This window comes from Ferribacterium limneticum, from assembly GCF_020510625.1.
GTDB classification, from domain to species: Bacteria; Pseudomonadota; Gammaproteobacteria; order Burkholderiales; family Rhodocyclaceae; genus Azonexus; species Azonexus limneticus_A.
This window is the reverse complement of the sequence record NZ_CP075191.1, coordinates 630792-649197: the sequence shown is the minus strand read 5'-3', so window position 1 is coordinate 649197 and position 18406 is coordinate 630792. Positions and strand designations below refer to the sequence as shown.

Here is an 18406-nt window from a genome sequence, read left to right as displayed (position 1 = left end):
TGGCAAGACACAGGCTTGAGGCGTATGATTTCGCAGGCTTTGCCCCATCCCGGCAAGCCATAAAAAATATATCAGGAGACAATCCATGGGATTTTTTGGAAACAATGCAGCGCTCGAAAAGATTGACCGCGACATCGCGGCGATCGCCGAGGGCAACGCAGATTTGTCACATTCAGTTGGCACCACCGGCAGCGATGCAGCGGGACGAGTGTCCGGCAACATCAATCGTTTCTTCAGTCGCGTTCGCGGCCTGATCTCGCACGCCCGCGAGCGCAGCGTCAGCATCGCCGCCGACGCCGCACGGATGAACCAGCTCGTTCAGCAGACCGACGACGCGGTACGCCGGCAAGAGGCCTTGGCCGCCACTGTTTTCGATTCGAGCAACCGGGTCAATCAGGCTGTCGGTGAAGTGGCGATGAACTCCGACGCCATCCAGTCCTCGACCCAGAACAATCTCGACCTGGCCCAGCGTTCGCTGGAGCAAATGGAAACCGTTGCTTCGACGATGCGCTCGACCAACGCTCACATCGAACACTTCTCGTCGACCGTGAACGAACTGCACACCAGCTCGATGAAGATCAACGAGATCGTTTCACTGATCAACGACATCTCCGACCAGACCAACCTGCTGGCGCTCAACGCCGCCATCGAAGCGGCCCGCGCCGGTGAGGCCGGTCGCGGTTTTGCCGTGGTCGCCGACGAAGTGCGCAAGCTGGCCGAGAAGGTCAAGACCGCCACCCAGGTGATCGGCCAGAACACGCAGTCGATGATCAATCTGGTTTCCGACACTTCAGCCAAGACCCAGACCATCGTCGGTGAGGTGACCAAGGCCAACGGCTACATCGAGACCTCGGCGGCCGACCTGACCGCCATGGTCGACGATTTCAAGCAGACCACCGAGCAGCTAAGCACCATTTCCACGGCCATCTACAACCTGCGCGAAAGCAACCAGGCGATTCACAACGAAGTCGAGGAAATCCGCGACCATTCGCGCGACATCTCCGGCCGCATGAAGCAGTGCATCGACTCGGCCAAGACCCTGCGCGAATCGACCGAAGACCTGCAATGCACGCTGGCTGATTTCCGCACCGGCAACAGCATGTTCGACACGCTGCACAACAAGTGCACAAGCTTCCGCGACAACGTCACCACCGTGCTGCAAAAACTGGCCGATCGCGGCGTCAATATCTTCGACCAGGCCTACAAGGAAATTCCTGGCTCCAACCCGAAACGTTTCACGACCGCCTACGACAACCAGTGCGACTCGGAACTGACCCGGATATTCGATGATTTGCTGCGCGATGTGCCGGGCCTGACTTATTCGCTGGCGGTCGACACCAACGGCTACGCGCCGGCCCACAACGGCATCTTCTCCAACCAGCCGAGCGGCGACCCGGCCGTCGATCTGGTCAAGTGTCGTCACAAGCGCATCTTCAACGACCCGGTCGGCATCAAGCTGGCCAAGAACCAGAAGACATCGCTGTTCCAGACCTACATTCGTGACACGGGGGAAATCCTCGCCGACCTGTCGATGCCCATCGTTATCGGCGGGCGCCACTGGGGCGCCGTTCGGATGGGGTTCAAAACCGACATGGTGATCTAAAAGCCTTCTTTCTCCCCGGCCAGGGGTGAAAGCGAACAGGGCGCCGGTCGGCGCCAATTCCGTTCAGTTAAGAGAAAAACCCTTCGAATTCGTCGTTCCCGCGCAGGCGGGAACCCAGGTATTTCAAAGTACTGGATTCCCGCCTGCGCGGGAATGACATTTAACCAAACAGGATTCGCCGATCGGCGCCCTTTTTCTTGGTCAGCCGTTATAAACGATCTCGACGTTTTGCGGCTGCAGCCAGCCATTCAGCGCCTCGAGCAGCGCGTCGTCGAGCCGGACGCGCGACGCTGCGCCAAGCACCAGTTCGCATTCGGCAACGGCATTGCGATAGCGAATGCGCACCGGTGCCGAGCCGGGAGCGAATGGCGTCAGCAGGGATTTCAGCTTCTGGGCATCGGAATTGCCGTTCATCTTCAACAGCAGATGTTTGGCAAAGCGCGCCCGGGCTTCGCCGAGTGTCATCAATTTCTCGGCAGTGACGCTGTTGCCACCCGAAAAATCGTCGTAGCGAACCTTGCCTTCAATGATCAACACTTCGTCGGTGACGATCTTGGCGCGCTCGGCCTCGAACAGTTCGTTGAAAACCGTCACCTCGATCATTCCCGTGCCATCGTCCAGTTGAACGAAGAGCATCTTGCCGCGCCGCGTCATCTGCGTCCGCACGCCGACGACCAGCCCGGCCAGGATGGTCATTTCCTTGGAGGGCTCGAGACGATTGAGCGGGCGCTTGACAAAGCGGGACAGCTCCTTTTTGCTACTGTTGTACGGGTGACCGGAGAAGAAGAAGCCGAGTGCGGTCTTCTCTTCCATCAGCTTGGTCTTTTCGTCCCACGGCCGGACGTTGATGTATTCCGGCGCGTGTTCGTCGGCCACATCGGCGATGTCGAACAGGCTGGTCTGCATGGCATTGCGCTCGGCCTGCTCGGCGAAGTCCATGGCGACGCCGACGGTGGCCAGCAGCTTGCAACGGTCAGCGCCCTGCCCCGGCGCTATTTCGGGGGCGATGCAGTCGAAAGCGCCGGCCTTGATCAGTGCCTCGGTGGTGCGGCGGTTGACCATGCGCTTGTCGCAACGCATGCAGAAGTCGAACAAATCCTTGAACGGGCCGCCTTCCGCCCGCGCCTTGAGAATGACGTTGACCGCCTGCTCGCCGGTGCCCTTGACCGCCCCCAAGCCGTAGCGGATGGTACTGCGATCAACCGGCTCGAAACGGTAATTCGAGACATTGACGTCCGGCCCGAGCACCTTGATCTTGTTGGCGATGGTGTCTTCGTAGAAGATTTTCACCGAGTCGGTGTTATCGAGGTCCGACGATATCGTCGCCGCCATGAAGGCCGCGCAGTGGTGGGCCTTGAGCCAGGCGGTGTGGTAGGTGACGACGGCGTAGGCAGCGGTGTGCGACTTGTTGAAGCCGTACTCGGCGAACTTGGTCATCAGGTCGAACAACTGCTCGGCCAGCGCCGGGTCGTAGCCCTTTTCCTTGGCACCGGCGGCAATCGTCGCCCGGTGCGCCGCCATTTCCTCGGCCTTCTTCTTGCCCATCGCCCGGCGCAGCATGTCGGCGCCACCGAGCGTATAGCCGCCGATGATCTGCGAGATCTGCATCACCTGTTCCTGGTACACGATGACGCCGTAGGTCGGCGACAGGCAGGCGGTCAGGTCGGGATGAAAATAGTCAATCTTCTGCTGGCCCTTCTTGCGCAGGATGAAGTCATCGACCATCCCGGAACCCAGCGGGCCAGGACGATAGAGCGCGAGCACAGCGATGATGTCTTCGAAACGGTCGGGCGCCAGCTTCTTCAAGAGCTTCTTCATGCCCTCCGATTCAACCTGGAAGATCGCCGTCGTGTTGGCGTCCTTGAGAATCTGGTAGGCGGCGGGATCGGTGAAGCCGAGCGACATCAGGTCGAGCTTTTCGCCGGTCATCCGGCGGATGTACTCGACGGCCAGCTCGATAATCGTCAAGTTGCGCAGGCCCAGGAAGTCGAACTTGACGAGACCAACCTTCTCGACGTCGTCCTTGTCGAATTGCGACACCGTCGACGCATCGCTGCCGGTGGCCTGATAGATCGGGCAGAAATCGGTGATCTTGCCCGGCGCGATCAGCACGCCGCCGGCATGCATGCCGACGTTGCGGGTCAAATCCTCAAGGCGGCTGGCCAGGTCGAACAGCTCGCGGATGGTTTCGCCATCGCCGTCGCCTTCCATCATCTCGCGCAGCTGCGGCTCCTGCTCCAGCGCCTCGGCCAGCGACACCGGCTTGTTCTGGACGATGGGAATCAGCTTGGAAATGCGGTCGCACATCGAATACGGCAGGCCGAACACTCGGCCGACGTCGCGGATCACCGCCTTCGACGACATGGTGCCGAAAGTGGCGATCTGGCTCACCGCGTCGGCGCCGTAATGCTGGCGCACGTACTCGATGACGCGCCAGCGGTTGTCCTGGCAGAAGTCGATGTCGAAGTCGGGCATCGACACCCGTTCCGGATTCAGGAAGCGCTCGAACAGCAGGGCGTAGGCCAGCGGATCGAGGTCGGTAATGCGCAGGCTGTAGGCGACCAGCGAACCGGCACCGGAACCCCGGCCCGGCCCGACCGGCACGCCGTTGTTCTTGGCCCAGTTGATGAAGTCGGCCACGATCAGGAAGTAACCGGGGAAGCCCATCTGCAGGATGGTCTTGCACTCGAAGACGAGGCGCTCGTCGTACTCCGGCCGGCGCTTCAGGCGCTCTTCCGGGTCCGGGTACAGCTCGGCGAGGCGGACTTCCAGCCCTTTCTTCGCTTCATCGACCAGATACTCGCCGATAGTCATGCCCGGCGGAATCGGAAAATCGGGCAGGAAGTTCTTGCCCAGCGTCATCGTGATATTGCAGCGCTTGGCGATTTCCAGCGTGTTTTCCAGCGCTTCCGGCAGATCAGCGAAGGCCTCAAGCATCTCGGCCTGCGTCTTGAAATACTGCTCTTCGGTGTAGATCTTCGGCCGCCGCGTATCGCCCAGCACATAGCCTTCGGCGATGCAGACGCGTGCTTCGTGAGCGCGGAAGTCATCCCGGTTCATGAACTGGACGGGATGCGTCGCGACCAGCGGAATGCCTGTTTCACCGGCCAGATCGGCCGTCTGCTGAACGATGGCCTCCTGCTGCGACTGGCCGTAGCGTTGCACTTCCAGATAAAACGCGCCAGGGAAAATTGCCTCCCAAGCCTTGGCCCGCTGGCCGGCCAGATCGAAATTGCCGTTCAACAACGCTTCGCCGACATCGCCCAGATGCGCCCCGGACAAGGCGATCAGCCCGTCGCAGCCAACCTCGCCGAACCAGTCGCGGTTCAGCTCGGCCCGATCACGCCGGCCTTCAACCAGATAAGCCTTGGTCAGCAGTTCGCACAACTGTTTGTAACCGGCATTGTTGCGGGCCAGCAGCAGCAGGCGATAAGCATCGTCCGGCGACTCCGGATTGGCGATCCAGACATCCGCCCCGGCAATCGGCTTGACCCCCTTGCCGCGCGCCCCGGTGTAGAACTTGACCAGCCCGAACAGGTTGCCCAGATCGGTCAACGCCATCGCCGGCATGCCATCCCCCGCCGCGCGCTTGACGGCATCGCCGATGCGCACAATGCCATCGGTAACGGAGTATTCGGAATGGAGGCGGAGGTGGACGTAGCGCGGCGAATTCATGGCCGACATTTTACCGCGGCCGGCCGGGGCGTTTCCGTTTAAGTGCGCCGAGGCGCATTGCTACGGCCAACCGGAGAAACAGCCGAATATGAAACCGGCGCCCCGCTTTGGCACGATCAGGAACGGCTCACCCAAAAAATGCCAATTGCAATACCAGCCCAAATTCCCTACTGTCCGGTTTGTCGCCCAGAAATGCGAGGGAATATGCAAGCAAATACTCAGAACCACTCCTGCACAACGACCTCTGGCTGTCCTGTCCGCCAGCTTATTGGACAGGTATCCGGATTAGGCGACAGTTTTGTCGTCTACTACTAGTTAGAGCGCACACATGAGATCGTTACGAGCAGTACTTGGAATTCCTTTGTGCCTATCCTCGATATTGGCCTTTGGGGCACCACACGACTCGAATTGCCAAGAACCGGATAAAAGCTTCAAAGGCTTTCTCTCAAAATTTGCTGAGGACCGTAAGTTTCAGATCGAGCGCAGTATTTTTCCCTTGGTTGCACGCTTCGGCGCCCCTGATGCTGCTCCACCTGCCATCGAGCTGTGGGGCGCGGGAACCGTCCAAGACTTCAAAACCCCGATCATCCTGTCTCGCGCCGAGAGAAGGAAAATGGGGCTTGAGCAAGAAGTTCTCTTTTCAACGGAATGGGTTGCCGAAGTATTACATTTCAAACCAGAGGCTGATTCCTATAGAGTCCGCTTCCTTTTCCGCAAATACCGTGGCTGTTGGTATCTGGAGCAGTTCCATGACACAGCGCTCTAATCGGGTAGCCAGGGGTTTCTCTCCCCCGGCCCCCACACCACCCACCGTGCGGGTCCGCAGTGGGCGGTTCAACGAGATGGCTCGCTCGACTAAGACGTGTAGCCCTGTACCTTGCACCATAACTGCTTGATTCTCGGTACGCCCTGGCGCTGAAGCCAGTCATTGTTCAACGCTTGCTGCATGGCCGGAGTTCGTGCCATGTGCCAGTAGCTCTTGCTGCTGACGCCATGCTGGATCGCCGTCTTCAGGCTGACGCCCAAGGCCAGCAGGTGGCTGATCTTCGTACGCGGCCAGCGCCATTGTTTCCAATAGCACATCCGGATGCGCCTTCTCAGCCACTCGTCCAGTTCCGGGATCGGCCGGTAGTACTCGCTGATGCCAAAGTATCCCAGCCAGCCTCGCACGTATTGCCCCAACTTGTGCATCCGGTACGCCATCGACACTCCCCAGCTTCTGCCGGTGAGTTCCTTCACGCGGTGCTTGAATGCCGCCAGCTTCTTTTCCTGCCAGCGGATTTTGCCCCGATTGATGGTGAAGCCCAGAAAGCCGCACTCGCTCATTCTCGCAACCTTGCTTTTGGCAGGGTTGAGTTTGAGTTTCAGTCGTCCTTCCAAGTAGCGCGTCAAACTTTGCATGACTCGTTCTCCTGCCCGCTGGCTTTTGACCAGGATGACCATGTCGTCGGCGTAACGGGCGAAGCGGTGGCCGCGCCCTTCGAGTTCGTGGTCAAGTTCGTTGAGCAGGATATTGGCCAGGAGCGGCGACAAAGGCCCGCCTTGTGGCGTGCCGATGGCGCTGGGCTCAATGTGCTCTCCGACCAGCACACCGGCGCGCAGGTAGCGTCCGATCAGGGCCAGCAACGCTTTGTCGTGGATCGTTCGCCCGAGTATTTTCATCAACACGTCGTGATTGACGGTATCAAAGAATTTGGCGAGGTCGATGTCCACGGCGATGGCGTAGCCGTCCTTGACGTGCACTTGTACCTGCTTAATCGCTTGGTGGGCATTGCGGCCCGGTCGGAAGCCGAAGCTCGAATCCGAGAAGCTCGGTTCGAAGATCGGCGTGAGCACTTGGGCGATGGCTTGCTGGATGACCCGGTCCATCACGGTCGGGATACCCAGCAGCCGCTTGCCGCCGTCGTCCTTGGGAATTTCTACCCGGCGGACGGCGAGCGGACGATAGCGCCCGGTTTCGAGTTGGCGGCGGGAGTCTTCCCAATGCGCCCGCAGGTGGGCGGGAAAGTCTTCTATGGCGATGCCGTCTATGCCCGGCGCGCCTTTGTTGGCTTTCACGCGTTTCCATGCGCTGCGCAGGTTGTCGCTGGTGAGGACCGCTGCCAGTAACTCGCTTGTTGCCACTTCTTTCGTCTCGTCTTGGTTCAAGGCTCGGGGCGGTTTGCTCGCCGGCTCGCCTTCCCCGTCTGGGGATAATGCGGATTCGCCGAGATCATGCCGTCTGCTCCTTGTGTTTCGTTGTTTGGTCCTTCGCCGGCCCTAACCCGGCCGGCTACTATGACCGCTGCTGACTTCTGCCACGTCACTTCAGCCATTGCTGGCCGAGGCGCTGATCCGTCATTGAACGTTGCTGCCCGCTTCGGTCGCCCTTGATGCGGGGCAGCCCGCATCGACGCTGGTCGTTTGGGACTGGCACAACCCGGCCACCTTTCGTTCAATTTCCGTTTCCGCTTGCGCGGCAGATCTCCCCAGGTAAGAACGCGATGTTTCCGCGCACAAGCGCCGCATTTACCGTGCCGGTCGTACCGGTGGGCTTCGCTGTCATGTGCCAGCTCGCCTCGACCTGCTCGGCCTTCTATGCAGTTTCTGTCCGTCGCCTCGCGCATTTGCACTCCGGCTTCCTCCAGACAAGCCCTCACGAACTTGCCCTTGCCTTCGGCTAGTGGTTATCCTTGTCGCATGCAACAAGCTCGGTACTCCCACAGGGGACTTCCACCCCATTACATCGCGCCCATGCTGGGCGCACACATTTCAATCCACCGGACCTTGCGCATAAAGCCGCGCAAGTCCGGTGAATTCAAACGTTGGGCACCTCAATGAAGACTCCGCGATCGCCCAGTTTCCGCAGAGCATTGGCACACTCGGCGCCGAAGGCGAGCAGCACGATAGCCAGGGGTTGCTCTCCCCCGGCCCCACGCCACCCACCGTACAGATCCACAGTCGGCGGTTCAACGAGATGGCTCGCTCGACAAAGACGTGTAGCCCTGTCCCCTTCCACTTCAGAGGGAAGCTCTGCCGGCAAGCCGGCTTCGCGTCCCTGAGAACGTTAGCCGTAATGAAGAGAGCCACATGGTTAAGCGTATGAAGGTGGGAAATGTGTACCTCGAAATACCTGAGGGTACTGCAAGCCATATCCAAGTTTCACCCGCGCGACAACCTGTCAGGGCAGAAAAGCCAGAGGAACCCGAGCCTCTCGAAGAGCCCCAGTATATTTACCGTCCCAACGACCCATTTCGCGCTTCAATTGATGAAGCACACGCCATCGCCAGCATTAGCTCGACTCAGAAACCATGGGTAAAGAAAGCATGGTTTATCATTTTTATCATTGGCCCATTGCTGTATGGCGAATAGACAATAGGGGACAGACCACGGTTTTCAGCCAGCGCCGCTTGGATGTTCTCAAGCCAATTTCATTTTGGCCGCTTTTTCCGGCTGACCGTAGCAACGCCCCTATGCCTCCAGAAACCAGAGCTCCCTCTGGCATGCCTCAGTCATCAGTTGTTCGCGGCTCATGGGTTTCAGAAAACCCGCGCCGTCGGCGCCCTCCGCATGGGAGCGGCCTCGTCTCCGCACAGACAATAGGGGACAGACCACGGTTTTCTGACGAGACACAGCACGCCAGCGCCGTTTGGATGTTCTCAAGCCAATTTCATTTTGGCCGCTTTTTCCGGCTGACCGTAGCAACGCTCCTATTCCCCCAGAAACCAGAGCTCCCTCTGGCACGTTTCAGCCACCAGTTGTTCGCGGCTCATGGGTTTCAGAAAACCCGCGCCGTCGGCGCCCTCCGCATGGGAGCCGCCTCGTCTCCGGGGGTAGAATCAGCAAGCGTTTATAAAGCCAACAAACAATGGAGACACCATGAGTACAGAAGAACCCCTCGTCCTGCGTACCGACCGGGCCGACGGCCTGACCACGCTGACGCTGAACCGTCCGAACGCCTTCAACTCGCTGTCGAAGGAGATGCTGAGCGCCCTGCAGGCCGAGCTGGATGCCATCGCGGCCAGTGAAACGGTGCGTGTCGTGGTCATCGCCGGGGCCGGTAAGGCCTTTTGTGCCGGGCATGATCTCAAGGAAATGCGCGGCAACCACAGCAAGGAATTCATGCAGGCGCTGTTCAAGCAGTGCGGCAAGCTGATGCTGACTATCACGCAGATGCCGCAGCCGGTGATCGCCCGCGTGCACGGCATCGCCACGGCGGCCGGCTGCCAGCTGGTGTCGATGTGCGATCTGGCGGTGGCGGCCGATGTGTCGAAATTTGCCGTTTCCGGCATCAATGTCGGGCTGTTCTGCTCGACCCCGGCCGTTGGTCTGGCCCGCAACCTCGGCCGCAAGGCGGCGCTGGAGATGTTGCTCACCGGGGAGTTCATCGATGCCATGGAAGCCAAGGCCAAGGGCCTGGTCAATCGTGTCGTCCCGGCCGATGCGCTGGATGCCGAGATCGAGCGCCTGGCCGGCAGCATCCTGGCCAAGAGCGCCGTTGCCGTGCGCATGGGCAAGGGCATGTTCTACCAGCAGCTGGAAATGGGCCTGACCGAGGCCTACGACTACGCCAGCGAAGTGATGGCCTGCAACATGATGAGCGAGGATGCCGGCGAAGGCATCGATGCCTTCATGCAGAAGCGCAAGCCGGTTTATACCGGGCGCTAGCGCGGAGGAATTTCAACAAGGTTTCGGCTGGCGCTGTCGCCGCAGTCGAAACCTTGTGCAGCGAGCCAGGCCCAGGCCTCGTCGAGCTGGTAAAAATGCTGCTCCGGCGCCTTGCCGAGTTCGCGCTTGACGCTATTGAGCACGATGTCCCGCATGAATTTGTTGGCGTGGAGATTGGCATAGGCGGCCAGGCCATTTTCCCGGCACCAGCCGGCCACGTCTTCAATCGTCTGGATCGCTTCCGGCGTGCTGCCTTCCCAGTGCCGGGCATCGGCCAGCATGGCCCAGCGCGCCGGCGCCCCCTCGGCCAACCAGCGCTGCTTGAGCTTTTCAAAGGAGAGCATTGCGCCCTCAAGATTGAAGGCGCCATAGAATTGCAGGACGAAAACGTCGCCACAACAGCTAACCCGACTCTCTCCATGCGGCGCAAAAGCCATCGGCTCCCCCCTGAAAAATCCTGCAGATTCCATGTCAAATCGCCTGGAACTCACTGCAGTTTAGGCGAATCACCAGCCCTTTGACAGCCACGCCCGCAGGCCATCGCGCCAGCGGCGCTCAGCCGGGTAAAATCGGCGGCCATGCCCCTGCGACTCTCTCCTGCTTCTCGCTGCCAGTCCCCGGAATTTCGGCGCGCTCGTTTTCGGCGATTGCCCGGCCTCTCTGCGGCAAGCCCCCGTCGATGATCAACTGGTCGCAAAAACTACTGCGCCCGGCCAGTGCCGCGCTGTTTGCGGCGGGGCTGGCTGCCGCCTTCCTGCACCGGCCGGTCACCGAGCCATCGGCCTTTGCGCCGCCCTCCGCCCCGGCAAGCCCGGCCAGGCAGCAGGCGGAAATGTCACTGGCCATGCTGCCGGTTGCCGCGCCTGTCGCGGGTCCGTCAAGCCTGGCCCGCCTGGCGGATGGCCGGATTGCCGCTGCCTGGCTGGCCGGGCCAAGCAACGATGCATCTGCGGCGGGCATCTGGCTGTCGGTTCTCGGCCAGAACGGCTGGAGCCAGCCCCTGCTGGCAGCCACCCGCGAAAGCACGGCCGCCGGCACCTTCGCCCATCTGCACAGCCTGGGACGGCCGCTTTTACTGGCCGAAGGCAGCTGGCTGCACCTCTGGTACGAGAGCCTGCCACTCGGCCACTGGGCCGGGGCGGCCATTGTCCATAGCCTGTCGACGGATGGCGGCAAGACCTGGAGCAAAGCTGAACGACTGCCGACTTCGGCGCTGGGCGCCCTGGGCAGCGGGCTGGGCGGCCCCCCGCTGATGCTGGCCGATGGCGGCCTGGCATTACCGCTCGACCAGCGTTTCCCGACCCAGGGCAGCGAGTGGCTGCGCCTGTCGGCCACCGGCCGGATCGTAGACAAAATCCGCCTGGCGCACCCGGCAGCAACCCAGCAAGCGGCCATCCTTGCCCTGGACGAACAACGGGCCCTGGCAATCTTCCGCGACAAGCGCGCCGGCACCAGCCGAGCCACGCTCAGCACGGCCAATGGCGGGCAGACCTGGGGGGCGGCCGGCGAGCTGGCGCTACCCGGCCCGGATGCCCCGGTTGCCCTGCTCCGCCTGGCCAGCGGCCACCTGTTGCTGGCCGGCAACCCGCAAGCGGGCAAGGAAACCCTGCAGCTCTGGCTCTCGGCTGACGACGGACAAAACGGGGTGATGAAACGCAGCGTTGAAGCGGCCAGCGATGGCGGCGCCGAGTTTGCTGACCCGGCCTTGCTGCAGGCTCGCGATGGCCGCATTCATCTGACCTACACCTGGCGCCGGCAGGGGATCAGACATGCCGTATTTACCGAAGCATGGCTGGCGGGAGACGCGCCATGAACCTGACGGCCGCCTACGGCCTGCTGGCCCACGGGCTGATTTTCGGCGCGCTGGCCGCCTTGTTGCCGCTCGGCGCATTGCGCCAGCGTGTCGTGCTGACTGCGACGGCCACGGCGCTGCTGGTCGGCATCGCCCCGGCCATGCACGGCCTGTTCGGCACGCCATCGGCGACGCTGTTGCAACTTGCCATTCTGCAGGTGGCCGGCCACAGCCCGTCGCCACTCACGAAATGGGCCGCGGCTTGCCTGCTCGCATTCGCCCTGTTTTTCTACCCGACAGCGCTCGGCTGGGGGCCGTTCGACCCCTACGCCCTGGGCTACCAGCCGGCGCCGCTGCTCGCCGTTCTGCTGGTTGTCGGCCTCGCCTTGGGGTGGCGGCGCCAGCACACCTGGCTGGCCATACTCGGCATTGACCTGCTGGCTTACGCCAGCGGTGTTTTCGCCAACCTGTGGGATGCGCTGTTCGACCCGCTGCTGGTACTGCTCGCCCTGGCGATTGCGGCTCGCCAGGGGGTGATCCGCCTTATCGCGTCAAGGAATCGCTGATCAGGCGGCGAATGTTGCCAGCCTCGAAGGGTTTGTCGCAGATGGCCGAAACGCCGGCCCGCTCGACGGCGGCCAGCCGGCCCATGTTCTGCTCGCTGGTCACCATCAGCACCGGCACCTCGGCCTGCCAGCTTTGCGTGCGGATGTATTCGGTCAGTTCGCGGCCATCCATTTCCGGCATGTTGTAGTCGGTGATGACCAGATCGACCATGGCCTGTTCGAGCAGGGAGACGGCTTCCTTGCCATTGACCGCTTCGGTGATCCGGCTGATTCCCAGTTCTTCGAGCAGGCGGCGCAGATGGCGGCGGGAGGTCAGGCTGTCGTCGACCAGCAGGACGCGCAGGTTTTCGATTTCAGCGACGTCGATATCTTCCGGCGGATTCAGGTAGTCCGCCGCGGCATAGAGCGCCCGCGACAACTGCTGTTCGTTGAACGGCTTGGCGACGATGCTGCAGGCCCCCGACTGCCGCACCGGTTCCAGCACCTGCGGCCGCGTTTCGCTGGAGACGAGGATGAAGGGGATGGTCTCCATATCGGCGTTGGCGCGCATCGCCGTGACCAGTTCGGTGCCGGCCAGATCGGGCAGATACAGGCTGCTGATCACGATCACGTGCTTGTATTCGACTTTGAGCGAAGCCAGGGCGGCGCTGGCCGTTTCGACGACGGTGACTTTCTTGACGCCCTGATGTTCCAGCATGCGCTTGACCAGGTTCGCCTGCATGGCGGAAGGCTCGACCAGCAGGACCGACAGATCAGCCAGGGAAGTAGTCAGTGCCATGCGATCGCTCCGAAACGAAAGGGAGCGATCACTATAGCACCGCCCGGAGGCTGGCAAACCCCCGGGCCGGGCGCTTTAGGGGGCGCTGATTAATTCGTCATCCCCGCGCAAGCGGGGATCCAGTCCGTTGATTCTTCTGGATTCCCGCCTGCGCACCCCAAGGGTACTTCTGCGCCGCAAAGCAAGTCCCCTGGTGGGACGGGGCGCGGGAATGACATTTCCGAATAAATCAGCTTTTTCTTAGCCGCGCAGGCGAGCCGCCACTGCCGCGACCCGCTGGCCGTACTGGCGAGCCGTATCGAGATCGCCCTGCGGGACTTCATCGACACTGGCATCGGAGGGCGAACGGACGAGCAGGCCGACCGAGCCGCCGAGGTGGTTCACATCGGCGTGCGTGGCGGCCTTGGTGTTGGCCGGCAGGATGCCGAGGCTGACCCAGATGCCGCCATGCTGCGAGGCCAGCGTCTGCAGCTGGATCATCGTCGCGCCCTTGTCGCCGACCGGGCTGGCGCTGTTGGTGAAGCCGCCGAACACCTTGTCCTGCCAGACGCGGGAATACCATGCCTTGGAACTGGCATCGGCAAATTTCTTGAACTGCCAGCTCGGGCCGCCCATGTAGGTCGGCGTGCCGAAGATGATGGCGTCGGCAGCAGCCAGCTGCTCCCAACCGCCTTCCGGCAGGTTGCCTTCGGCATCGATGGCCAGCAGTTCGGCTGCGGCGCCTTGGGCGACGGCTTCGGCAACGCGCTGGGTGTGGCCGTAGCCGGAGTGATAAACGACGATCGTCTTGCTCATGAGTATTTCCTTTAAGAGTTTGTTGGGCTTGGGTTAGGCGACAGGCGGCAGGTCGAAGAGCAGGATTTCCGTTTCTTCACCGGCCAGGAATTCAAGTTGGGTTTCGTCGGCAATCTTGGCGCCGTCGCCGGCGGCCAGGTTTTGCCCGTTGATCGAGAGCTGGCCGCTGACGACCTGGACATAGCCCAGTCGCCCGGCCGCCAGGCGGTATTCGGCACGCTCGCCGGGGGCCAGCACACTCGCCCACAGGCGGGCATCCTGGCCGATGGTCGTGCTGCCCTCGGCGCCATCAGGCGAGGCGACCAGCCGCCAGCGACCGCGCATTTCCTCAACCGGCAAGGCCTGCTGCTCGTAGCTGGCGCGGGTGCCACGTTGCGCCGGTTCGATCCATATCTGCAGCAGATGGGTTTCCTCATCCGGCAGCGGGTTGAACTCGCTGTGCATGATGCCTTTGCCGGCGCTCATGCGCTGCACTTCACCGCGCCGGATGACGCCGCCGTGGCCGAGGCTGTCCTTGTGCTCCAGCGCGCCGGAAAGGATGTAGGTGACGATTTCCATGTCGCGGTGGCCGTGCGTACCAAAGCCCTGGCCGGGCGCCACGCGGTCTTCGTTGATGACGCGCAGGGCGCCCCAGCCCATTTCAGCCGGGTCGTAATAATTGGCAAACGAGAAACTGTGCTTGGCGCGCAGCCAGCCATGGTCGGCGTAACCGCGCTCGGCAGAAGGTCGTAGCTGGATCATGGAAAATCCTTTGTGAATTGATTGTATGGATTAGTTTCCATATTAGGCATAGAGTTCAGCCATTAATAGCGAATTATTACGACACTACCGTTCAATTATTTTCACATGAAGATTTCATTCGATCTGCTGCTCATTCTCGACGCCATCGAGCGCCACGGCAGCTTCACCGCCGCCGCAACGGCGCTGCATCGCGTCCCCTCCGCCTTGTCGCACGCCATCGCCAAGCTGGAAGACGAACTTGGCGCCACGCTGTTCCTGCGCGAAGGCCGCCGCGCCACGCTGAACGATGCCGGGCGCACCCTGCTCGAAGACGGCCGCCACCTGCTGCGCACCGCCAGCGAGCTGGAGCGGCGCGTCCAGCGCATCGCCCAGGGCTGGGAGGCCGAGCTGCGCATTGCCATCGACACGATCATTCCCGTCGAGCGCCTCTACCCCATGCTGGAACGCTTTTACGCCGCCGGCCACAGCACCCAGCTGCGCCTCAGCCACGAGGTGCTGGGCGGCACCTGGGACGCCCTGGCCACCGACCGGGCCGACCTGGTGATCGGCGCCAGCGGCGACATGCCGGCACGCAGCGGCATTGCCACCCGCCTGCTCTGCCGGCACAGCCAGTTCGTCTTCGCCATTGCCCCGAGCCACCCGCTGGCCGCCTGGCCGGAACCGATCCCCAACAGCGAACTGCTGCGCCATCGCACCATCGCCATCGCCGATACCTCGCAGGAACTCGCGGCGCGCACCATCGGCCTGATCGAAGGCCAGGAAATCCTGCGCGTGCCCGACATCCGCGCCAAGGCCGCGGCCCAGGTCGCCGGCCTGGGCATCGGCCACCTGCCGCGCTGGCTGGCCGACCCGGAAATCGCCGCCGGGCGCCTGGTCGAGAAAGTGCTGGCCGACCCGCGCAACCCCATGCCGCTGCACCTCGCCTGGCGCACCCGGCAAAGCGGCAAGGCGCTGAACTGGTTTCTCGACGAACTGGCGGAACCGGCGACTATCGAGCCCCTGACCGCTGGGCTTTAACACGGGGTTTCCCCCACTCCACGCCGGCCCGATAAAGTGATATGGTGGCTCGGTAAATCACCAAATCGGGCAATAGTGAAAATTTCGCCAACCCCTTCTCCGATGACCGGAAACAGCCCCCTTCCGGCGCGCTCCGTCTTTAGCGAGGGAGCGGCCTGGCTGGCGCTAATCCTGATCCTGATTGCCACCACCGCAATTTGCGCCCTGGTTCGCCAGACCACCGAAGAACAGATTTACCAGCGCTTCCTTTACCGCGCCGAACAGGAGCGGAGCAATATACTTTTCCGGCTGGCGGCACACGCCCAGGTGCTGCGCGGCGCCGCCGCACTCTTCCACGCCAGCGACCACGTAGACCGCAACGAGTGGCGGGAATACGTCACCCACCTGCAGCTCGAAAAAACCTTGCCCGGCATTCAGGGAATCGGCTTTGCCCAGATGATCGCCCCCCGCGACAAGGCGGCCCATGAGCGCGCCATGCACGCCGATGGCTTCACGGATTACGCCATCACCCCGCCCGGTGAGCGGCCACAGTACAGCAGCATCATCTACCTGGAACCATTCGCCGGGCGCAACCTGAGGGCATTCGGCTACGACATGTTTGCCGAGCCGGTGCGCCGGGATGCCATGGAATACGCCCGGGATTATGGCGAACCCGCCCTCTCCGGCAAGGTCACCCTGGTCCAGGAAACCGGGCAAGACGTTCAACCGGGCTTCCTCCTCTACGTCCCGGTCTATCGTTCGGCGATGCCGCACGGGACGACCGAAGAACGCCGCCAGGCGCTGCTCGGCTTCGCCTACAGCCCCTTCCGTGCCGACGACCTGATGCGCAGCGCGATCAGCCACGACAACAAGGACGTCGAGATCGAGCTATACGACGGCGCAGCCACGCCGGAGCACCAGCTTTTCGACTCCCATGCCGACCAGGGCAGCACGGCGCACGGTCGCTGGCACGTGGCGCTCTCCATCGAATTCGGCGGCCATCAATGGACCGCCCTCTTCCGCAGCCGCCCTGAATTCGACAGCATCACCGCATCGCAACTCCCGATCAGCATTGCCCTGGCCGGCACACTGATCGGCTTGATGAGCTTTTTCTGGCTGCTCCGGAAAAGCCGCTTCCAGCGAAGCATCACCGCCTACGCCGATCGACTCGAAGAGAATGAAACGCGGCTGCGCACCCTGATCAACACCATGCCCGACATTGTCTGCCTGAAGGATGGCGACGGCCGGTGGACCGAAGCCAACACCTTGCTGCTTCGTCTGTTTGCCCTGGACGGCAGCAGCTACCACGGGAAAACGGGTCGCGAAATCGCCGCGGCAGGCCAGTTCGACTATGCCCGGCTGGCCGCGCTGGAAGCCTCGGACGAACAGGTCTGGCAGAACGGCGAACGGCTGCACGACGAACTGACGATCCCGGTCGAGGGCCAACGCGAGCGCGTGTTCGATATCGCCAAGGTGCCGCTGTTCGCGGCGGATGGCTCGCGCCACGCCCTGGTGACCGTCGGCCGCGACATCAGCGAACGCAAGCAGGCTGAAGCCGAACTCCAGCGCCACCGGGACAAGCTCGAAGAGCAGGTCGCAGCCCGCACCGCCGACCTGCTGCTGGCCAAGGAGGCCGCCGAGGCAGCGAATCGCGCCAAGACCACTTTCCTGGCCAACATGAGTCATGAACTCCGGACGCCGATGAACGCCATCATCGGCATGACGCACCTGCTGAACCGCAGCTGCGAAAACGACACGCAACGCAACAAGCTGAACAAGATCGGCAACGCAGCCGATCACCTGCTGCACCTGCTCAACGACATCCTCGACCTGACCAAAATCGACGCCGACCGCCTGACGCTGGAGCGGATTCCACTGCGTATCAGCGATGTCATTGCCAATGTGGTCAGCCTCGTCGGCGAAAAAATCACCGCCAAAGGCTTGCACCTTGACCTGCGCATCAGCCCGCAACTCGCTGCCACCGAAGTGCTCGGCGATCCGCTGCGCCTGCGCCAGATTCTGCTCAACCTGCTCGACAACGCGCTGAAATTTACCGAACAAGGCCACATTTCGCTCAGCGCAGCCGTCACCGAGGAAAGCGCCGGTCATCTGGCCATCCGCATCGCCATCGAAGACAGCGGCATCGGCATCCCCGCCGAGGCGCAGGAACGGATATTTTCCCCCTTCGAACAGGCCGACGGTTCGACCACCCGCCAGCATGGCGGCACCGGGCTGGGCTTGAGCATCGTCAGGCAACTGATTCGCCTGATGCATGGTGAAATCGAAATCAGCAGCACCCCGGGCGTCGGCAGTCGCTTCACGCTGACCGCCCGACTGGACAAGGCGCCGCCGCGAGCCATCCATCAGGCTGTCGGCAAAAATCCCGCCCAGCGCCCCGCCAGCCTGGGCCACAAACACCTGCTGCTGGCCGAAGATGAACCGCTCAATCGCGAAGTGGCGCTCGAACTGCTGACCGAGATTCCGGACCTGCAAATCGATGTGGCCGAGAATGGTGAAAGGGCGCTTGAACTGGCCAGTGCCAAGCACTACGACCTGATCCTGATGGACATGCAAATGCCCAAAATGGATGGCCTGAAAGCAACGCGGGCGATTCGCTGCCTGCCGGCATATGCCGCAACCCCGATCCTGGCGCTGACGGCCAATGCCTTCAGCGAAGACCGGGAACGCTGCATCGAGGCCGGCATGTCCGACTTCATTACCAAGCCGGTCGAACCGGAATTGCTTTACGCCAAGCTGGCCCTCTGGCTGCAGCCAGAAACCGCTGCTCACTGAGCCGCCGCCGCGACGGGGGC

General features: G+C 62.2%; 15 protein-coding genes. 9 read left to right on the top strand and 6 right to left on the bottom strand.

What is annotated here, in order from left to right; all coding sequences use genetic code 11:
- Positions 1-85: 85 nt before the first annotated feature.
- Entirely contained in the window at positions 86-1603 is a 1518-nt protein-coding gene (locus tag KI617_RS03060; protein ID WP_226450499.1) for a methyl-accepting chemotaxis protein, read from the top strand.
- A 201-nt stretch (positions 1604-1804) separates the two neighbouring features.
- Here KI617_RS03060 and dnaE read toward each other — a convergent pair whose 3' ends face one another.
- On the bottom strand, positions 1805-5287 hold the full coding sequence (gene dnaE / locus KI617_RS03055) for a DNA polymerase III subunit alpha (protein ID WP_226450497.1): 3483 nt from the start codon (positions 5285-5287) through the stop codon (positions 1805-1807).
- A 319-nt stretch (positions 5288-5606) separates the two neighbouring features.
- Between dnaE and KI617_RS03050 the strand changes: the two genes are divergently transcribed.
- A complete protein-coding gene (locus KI617_RS03050; protein ID WP_226452041.1) occupies positions 5607-6044 on the top strand; it encodes a DUF4348 domain-containing protein in 438 nt (145 codons plus the stop codon).
- An 89-nt stretch (positions 6045-6133) separates the two neighbouring features.
- Here KI617_RS03050 and ltrA read toward each other — a convergent pair whose 3' ends face one another.
- Positions 6134-7336, bottom strand: coding sequence for a group II intron reverse transcriptase/maturase (ltrA, locus tag KI617_RS03045; RefSeq protein WP_404826712.1), 1203 nt, complete (start codon positions 7334-7336; stop codon positions 6134-6136).
- Between the two features lie 425 nt (positions 7337-7761).
- Here ltrA and KI617_RS03040 point away from each other — a divergent pair, with 425 nt between their 5' ends.
- The 3 genes from KI617_RS03040 (at position 7762) to KI617_RS03030 (ending at position 9925) form a co-directional block, all read left to right on the top strand.
- Complete coding sequence (locus KI617_RS03040; protein ID WP_226446900.1) at positions 7762-7941, top strand: hypothetical protein; 180 nt, start codon at positions 7762-7764, stop codon at positions 7939-7941.
- Positions 7942-8347: 406 nt separating this feature from the next.
- Positions 8348-8629: a hypothetical protein gene (locus KI617_RS03035; protein WP_226450493.1), complete on the top strand. Its 282-nt coding sequence runs from the start codon at positions 8348-8350 to the stop codon at positions 8627-8629.
- Positions 8630-9136: 507 nt separating this feature from the next.
- On the top strand, positions 9137-9925 hold the full coding sequence (locus KI617_RS03030; protein ID WP_226450491.1) for an enoyl-CoA hydratase: 789 nt from the start codon (positions 9137-9139) through the stop codon (positions 9923-9925).
- Here the strand turns inward: KI617_RS03030 and KI617_RS03025 are convergent.
- Positions 9922-10395 (bottom strand): hypothetical protein, encoded by a 474-nt coding sequence (locus KI617_RS03025; protein ID WP_226450489.1) that lies wholly within the window; start codon positions 10393-10395, stop codon positions 9922-9924. The two genes, KI617_RS03030 and KI617_RS03025, sit on opposite strands and share 4 nt — an antisense overlap.
- A gap of 47 nt (positions 10396-10442) precedes the next feature.
- Here KI617_RS03025 and KI617_RS03020 point away from each other — a divergent pair, with 47 nt between their 5' ends.
- On the top strand, positions 10443-11738 hold the full coding sequence (locus KI617_RS03020) for an exo-alpha-sialidase (protein ID WP_226450487.1): 1296 nt from the start codon (positions 10443-10445) through the stop codon (positions 11736-11738).
- Entirely contained in the window at positions 11735-12283 is a 549-nt protein-coding gene (locus KI617_RS03015; RefSeq protein WP_226450485.1) for a hypothetical protein, read from the top strand. Before KI617_RS03020 ends, KI617_RS03015 begins: the two co-directional genes overlap by 4 nt.
- Here KI617_RS03015 and KI617_RS03010 read toward each other — a convergent pair.
- The 3 genes from KI617_RS03010 to KI617_RS03000 all read right to left on the bottom strand — a co-directional run bounded on the left by KI617_RS03010 (position 12261) and on the right by KI617_RS03000 (position 14597).
- Complete coding sequence (locus tag KI617_RS03010; RefSeq protein ID WP_226450483.1) at positions 12261-13061, bottom strand: response regulator; 801 nt, start codon at positions 13059-13061, stop codon at positions 12261-12263. The two genes, KI617_RS03015 and KI617_RS03010, sit on opposite strands and share 23 nt — an antisense overlap.
- Before the next feature lie 240 nt (positions 13062-13301).
- Positions 13302-13856, bottom strand: coding sequence for a flavodoxin family protein (locus KI617_RS03005; protein ID WP_226450481.1), 555 nt, complete (start codon positions 13854-13856; stop codon positions 13302-13304).
- Between the two features lie 33 nt (positions 13857-13889).
- Complete coding sequence (locus KI617_RS03000) at positions 13890-14597, bottom strand: pirin family protein (RefSeq protein ID WP_226450479.1); 708 nt, start codon at positions 14595-14597, stop codon at positions 13890-13892.
- A 105-nt stretch (positions 14598-14702) separates the two neighbouring features.
- On the opposite strand from KI617_RS03000, the gene KI617_RS02995 reads away from it, so the two are divergent.
- Positions 14703-15614, top strand: a complete 912-nt coding sequence (locus tag KI617_RS02995) for a LysR substrate-binding domain-containing protein (protein ID WP_226450477.1) — start codon at positions 14703-14705, stop codon at positions 15612-15614.
- A gap of 102 nt (positions 15615-15716) precedes the next feature.
- On the top strand, positions 15717-18386 hold the full coding sequence (locus KI617_RS02990) for a CHASE domain-containing protein (protein ID WP_226450475.1): 2670 nt from the start codon (positions 15717-15719) through the stop codon (positions 18384-18386).
- The last annotated feature ends 20 nt before the right edge of the window (positions 18387-18406 follow it).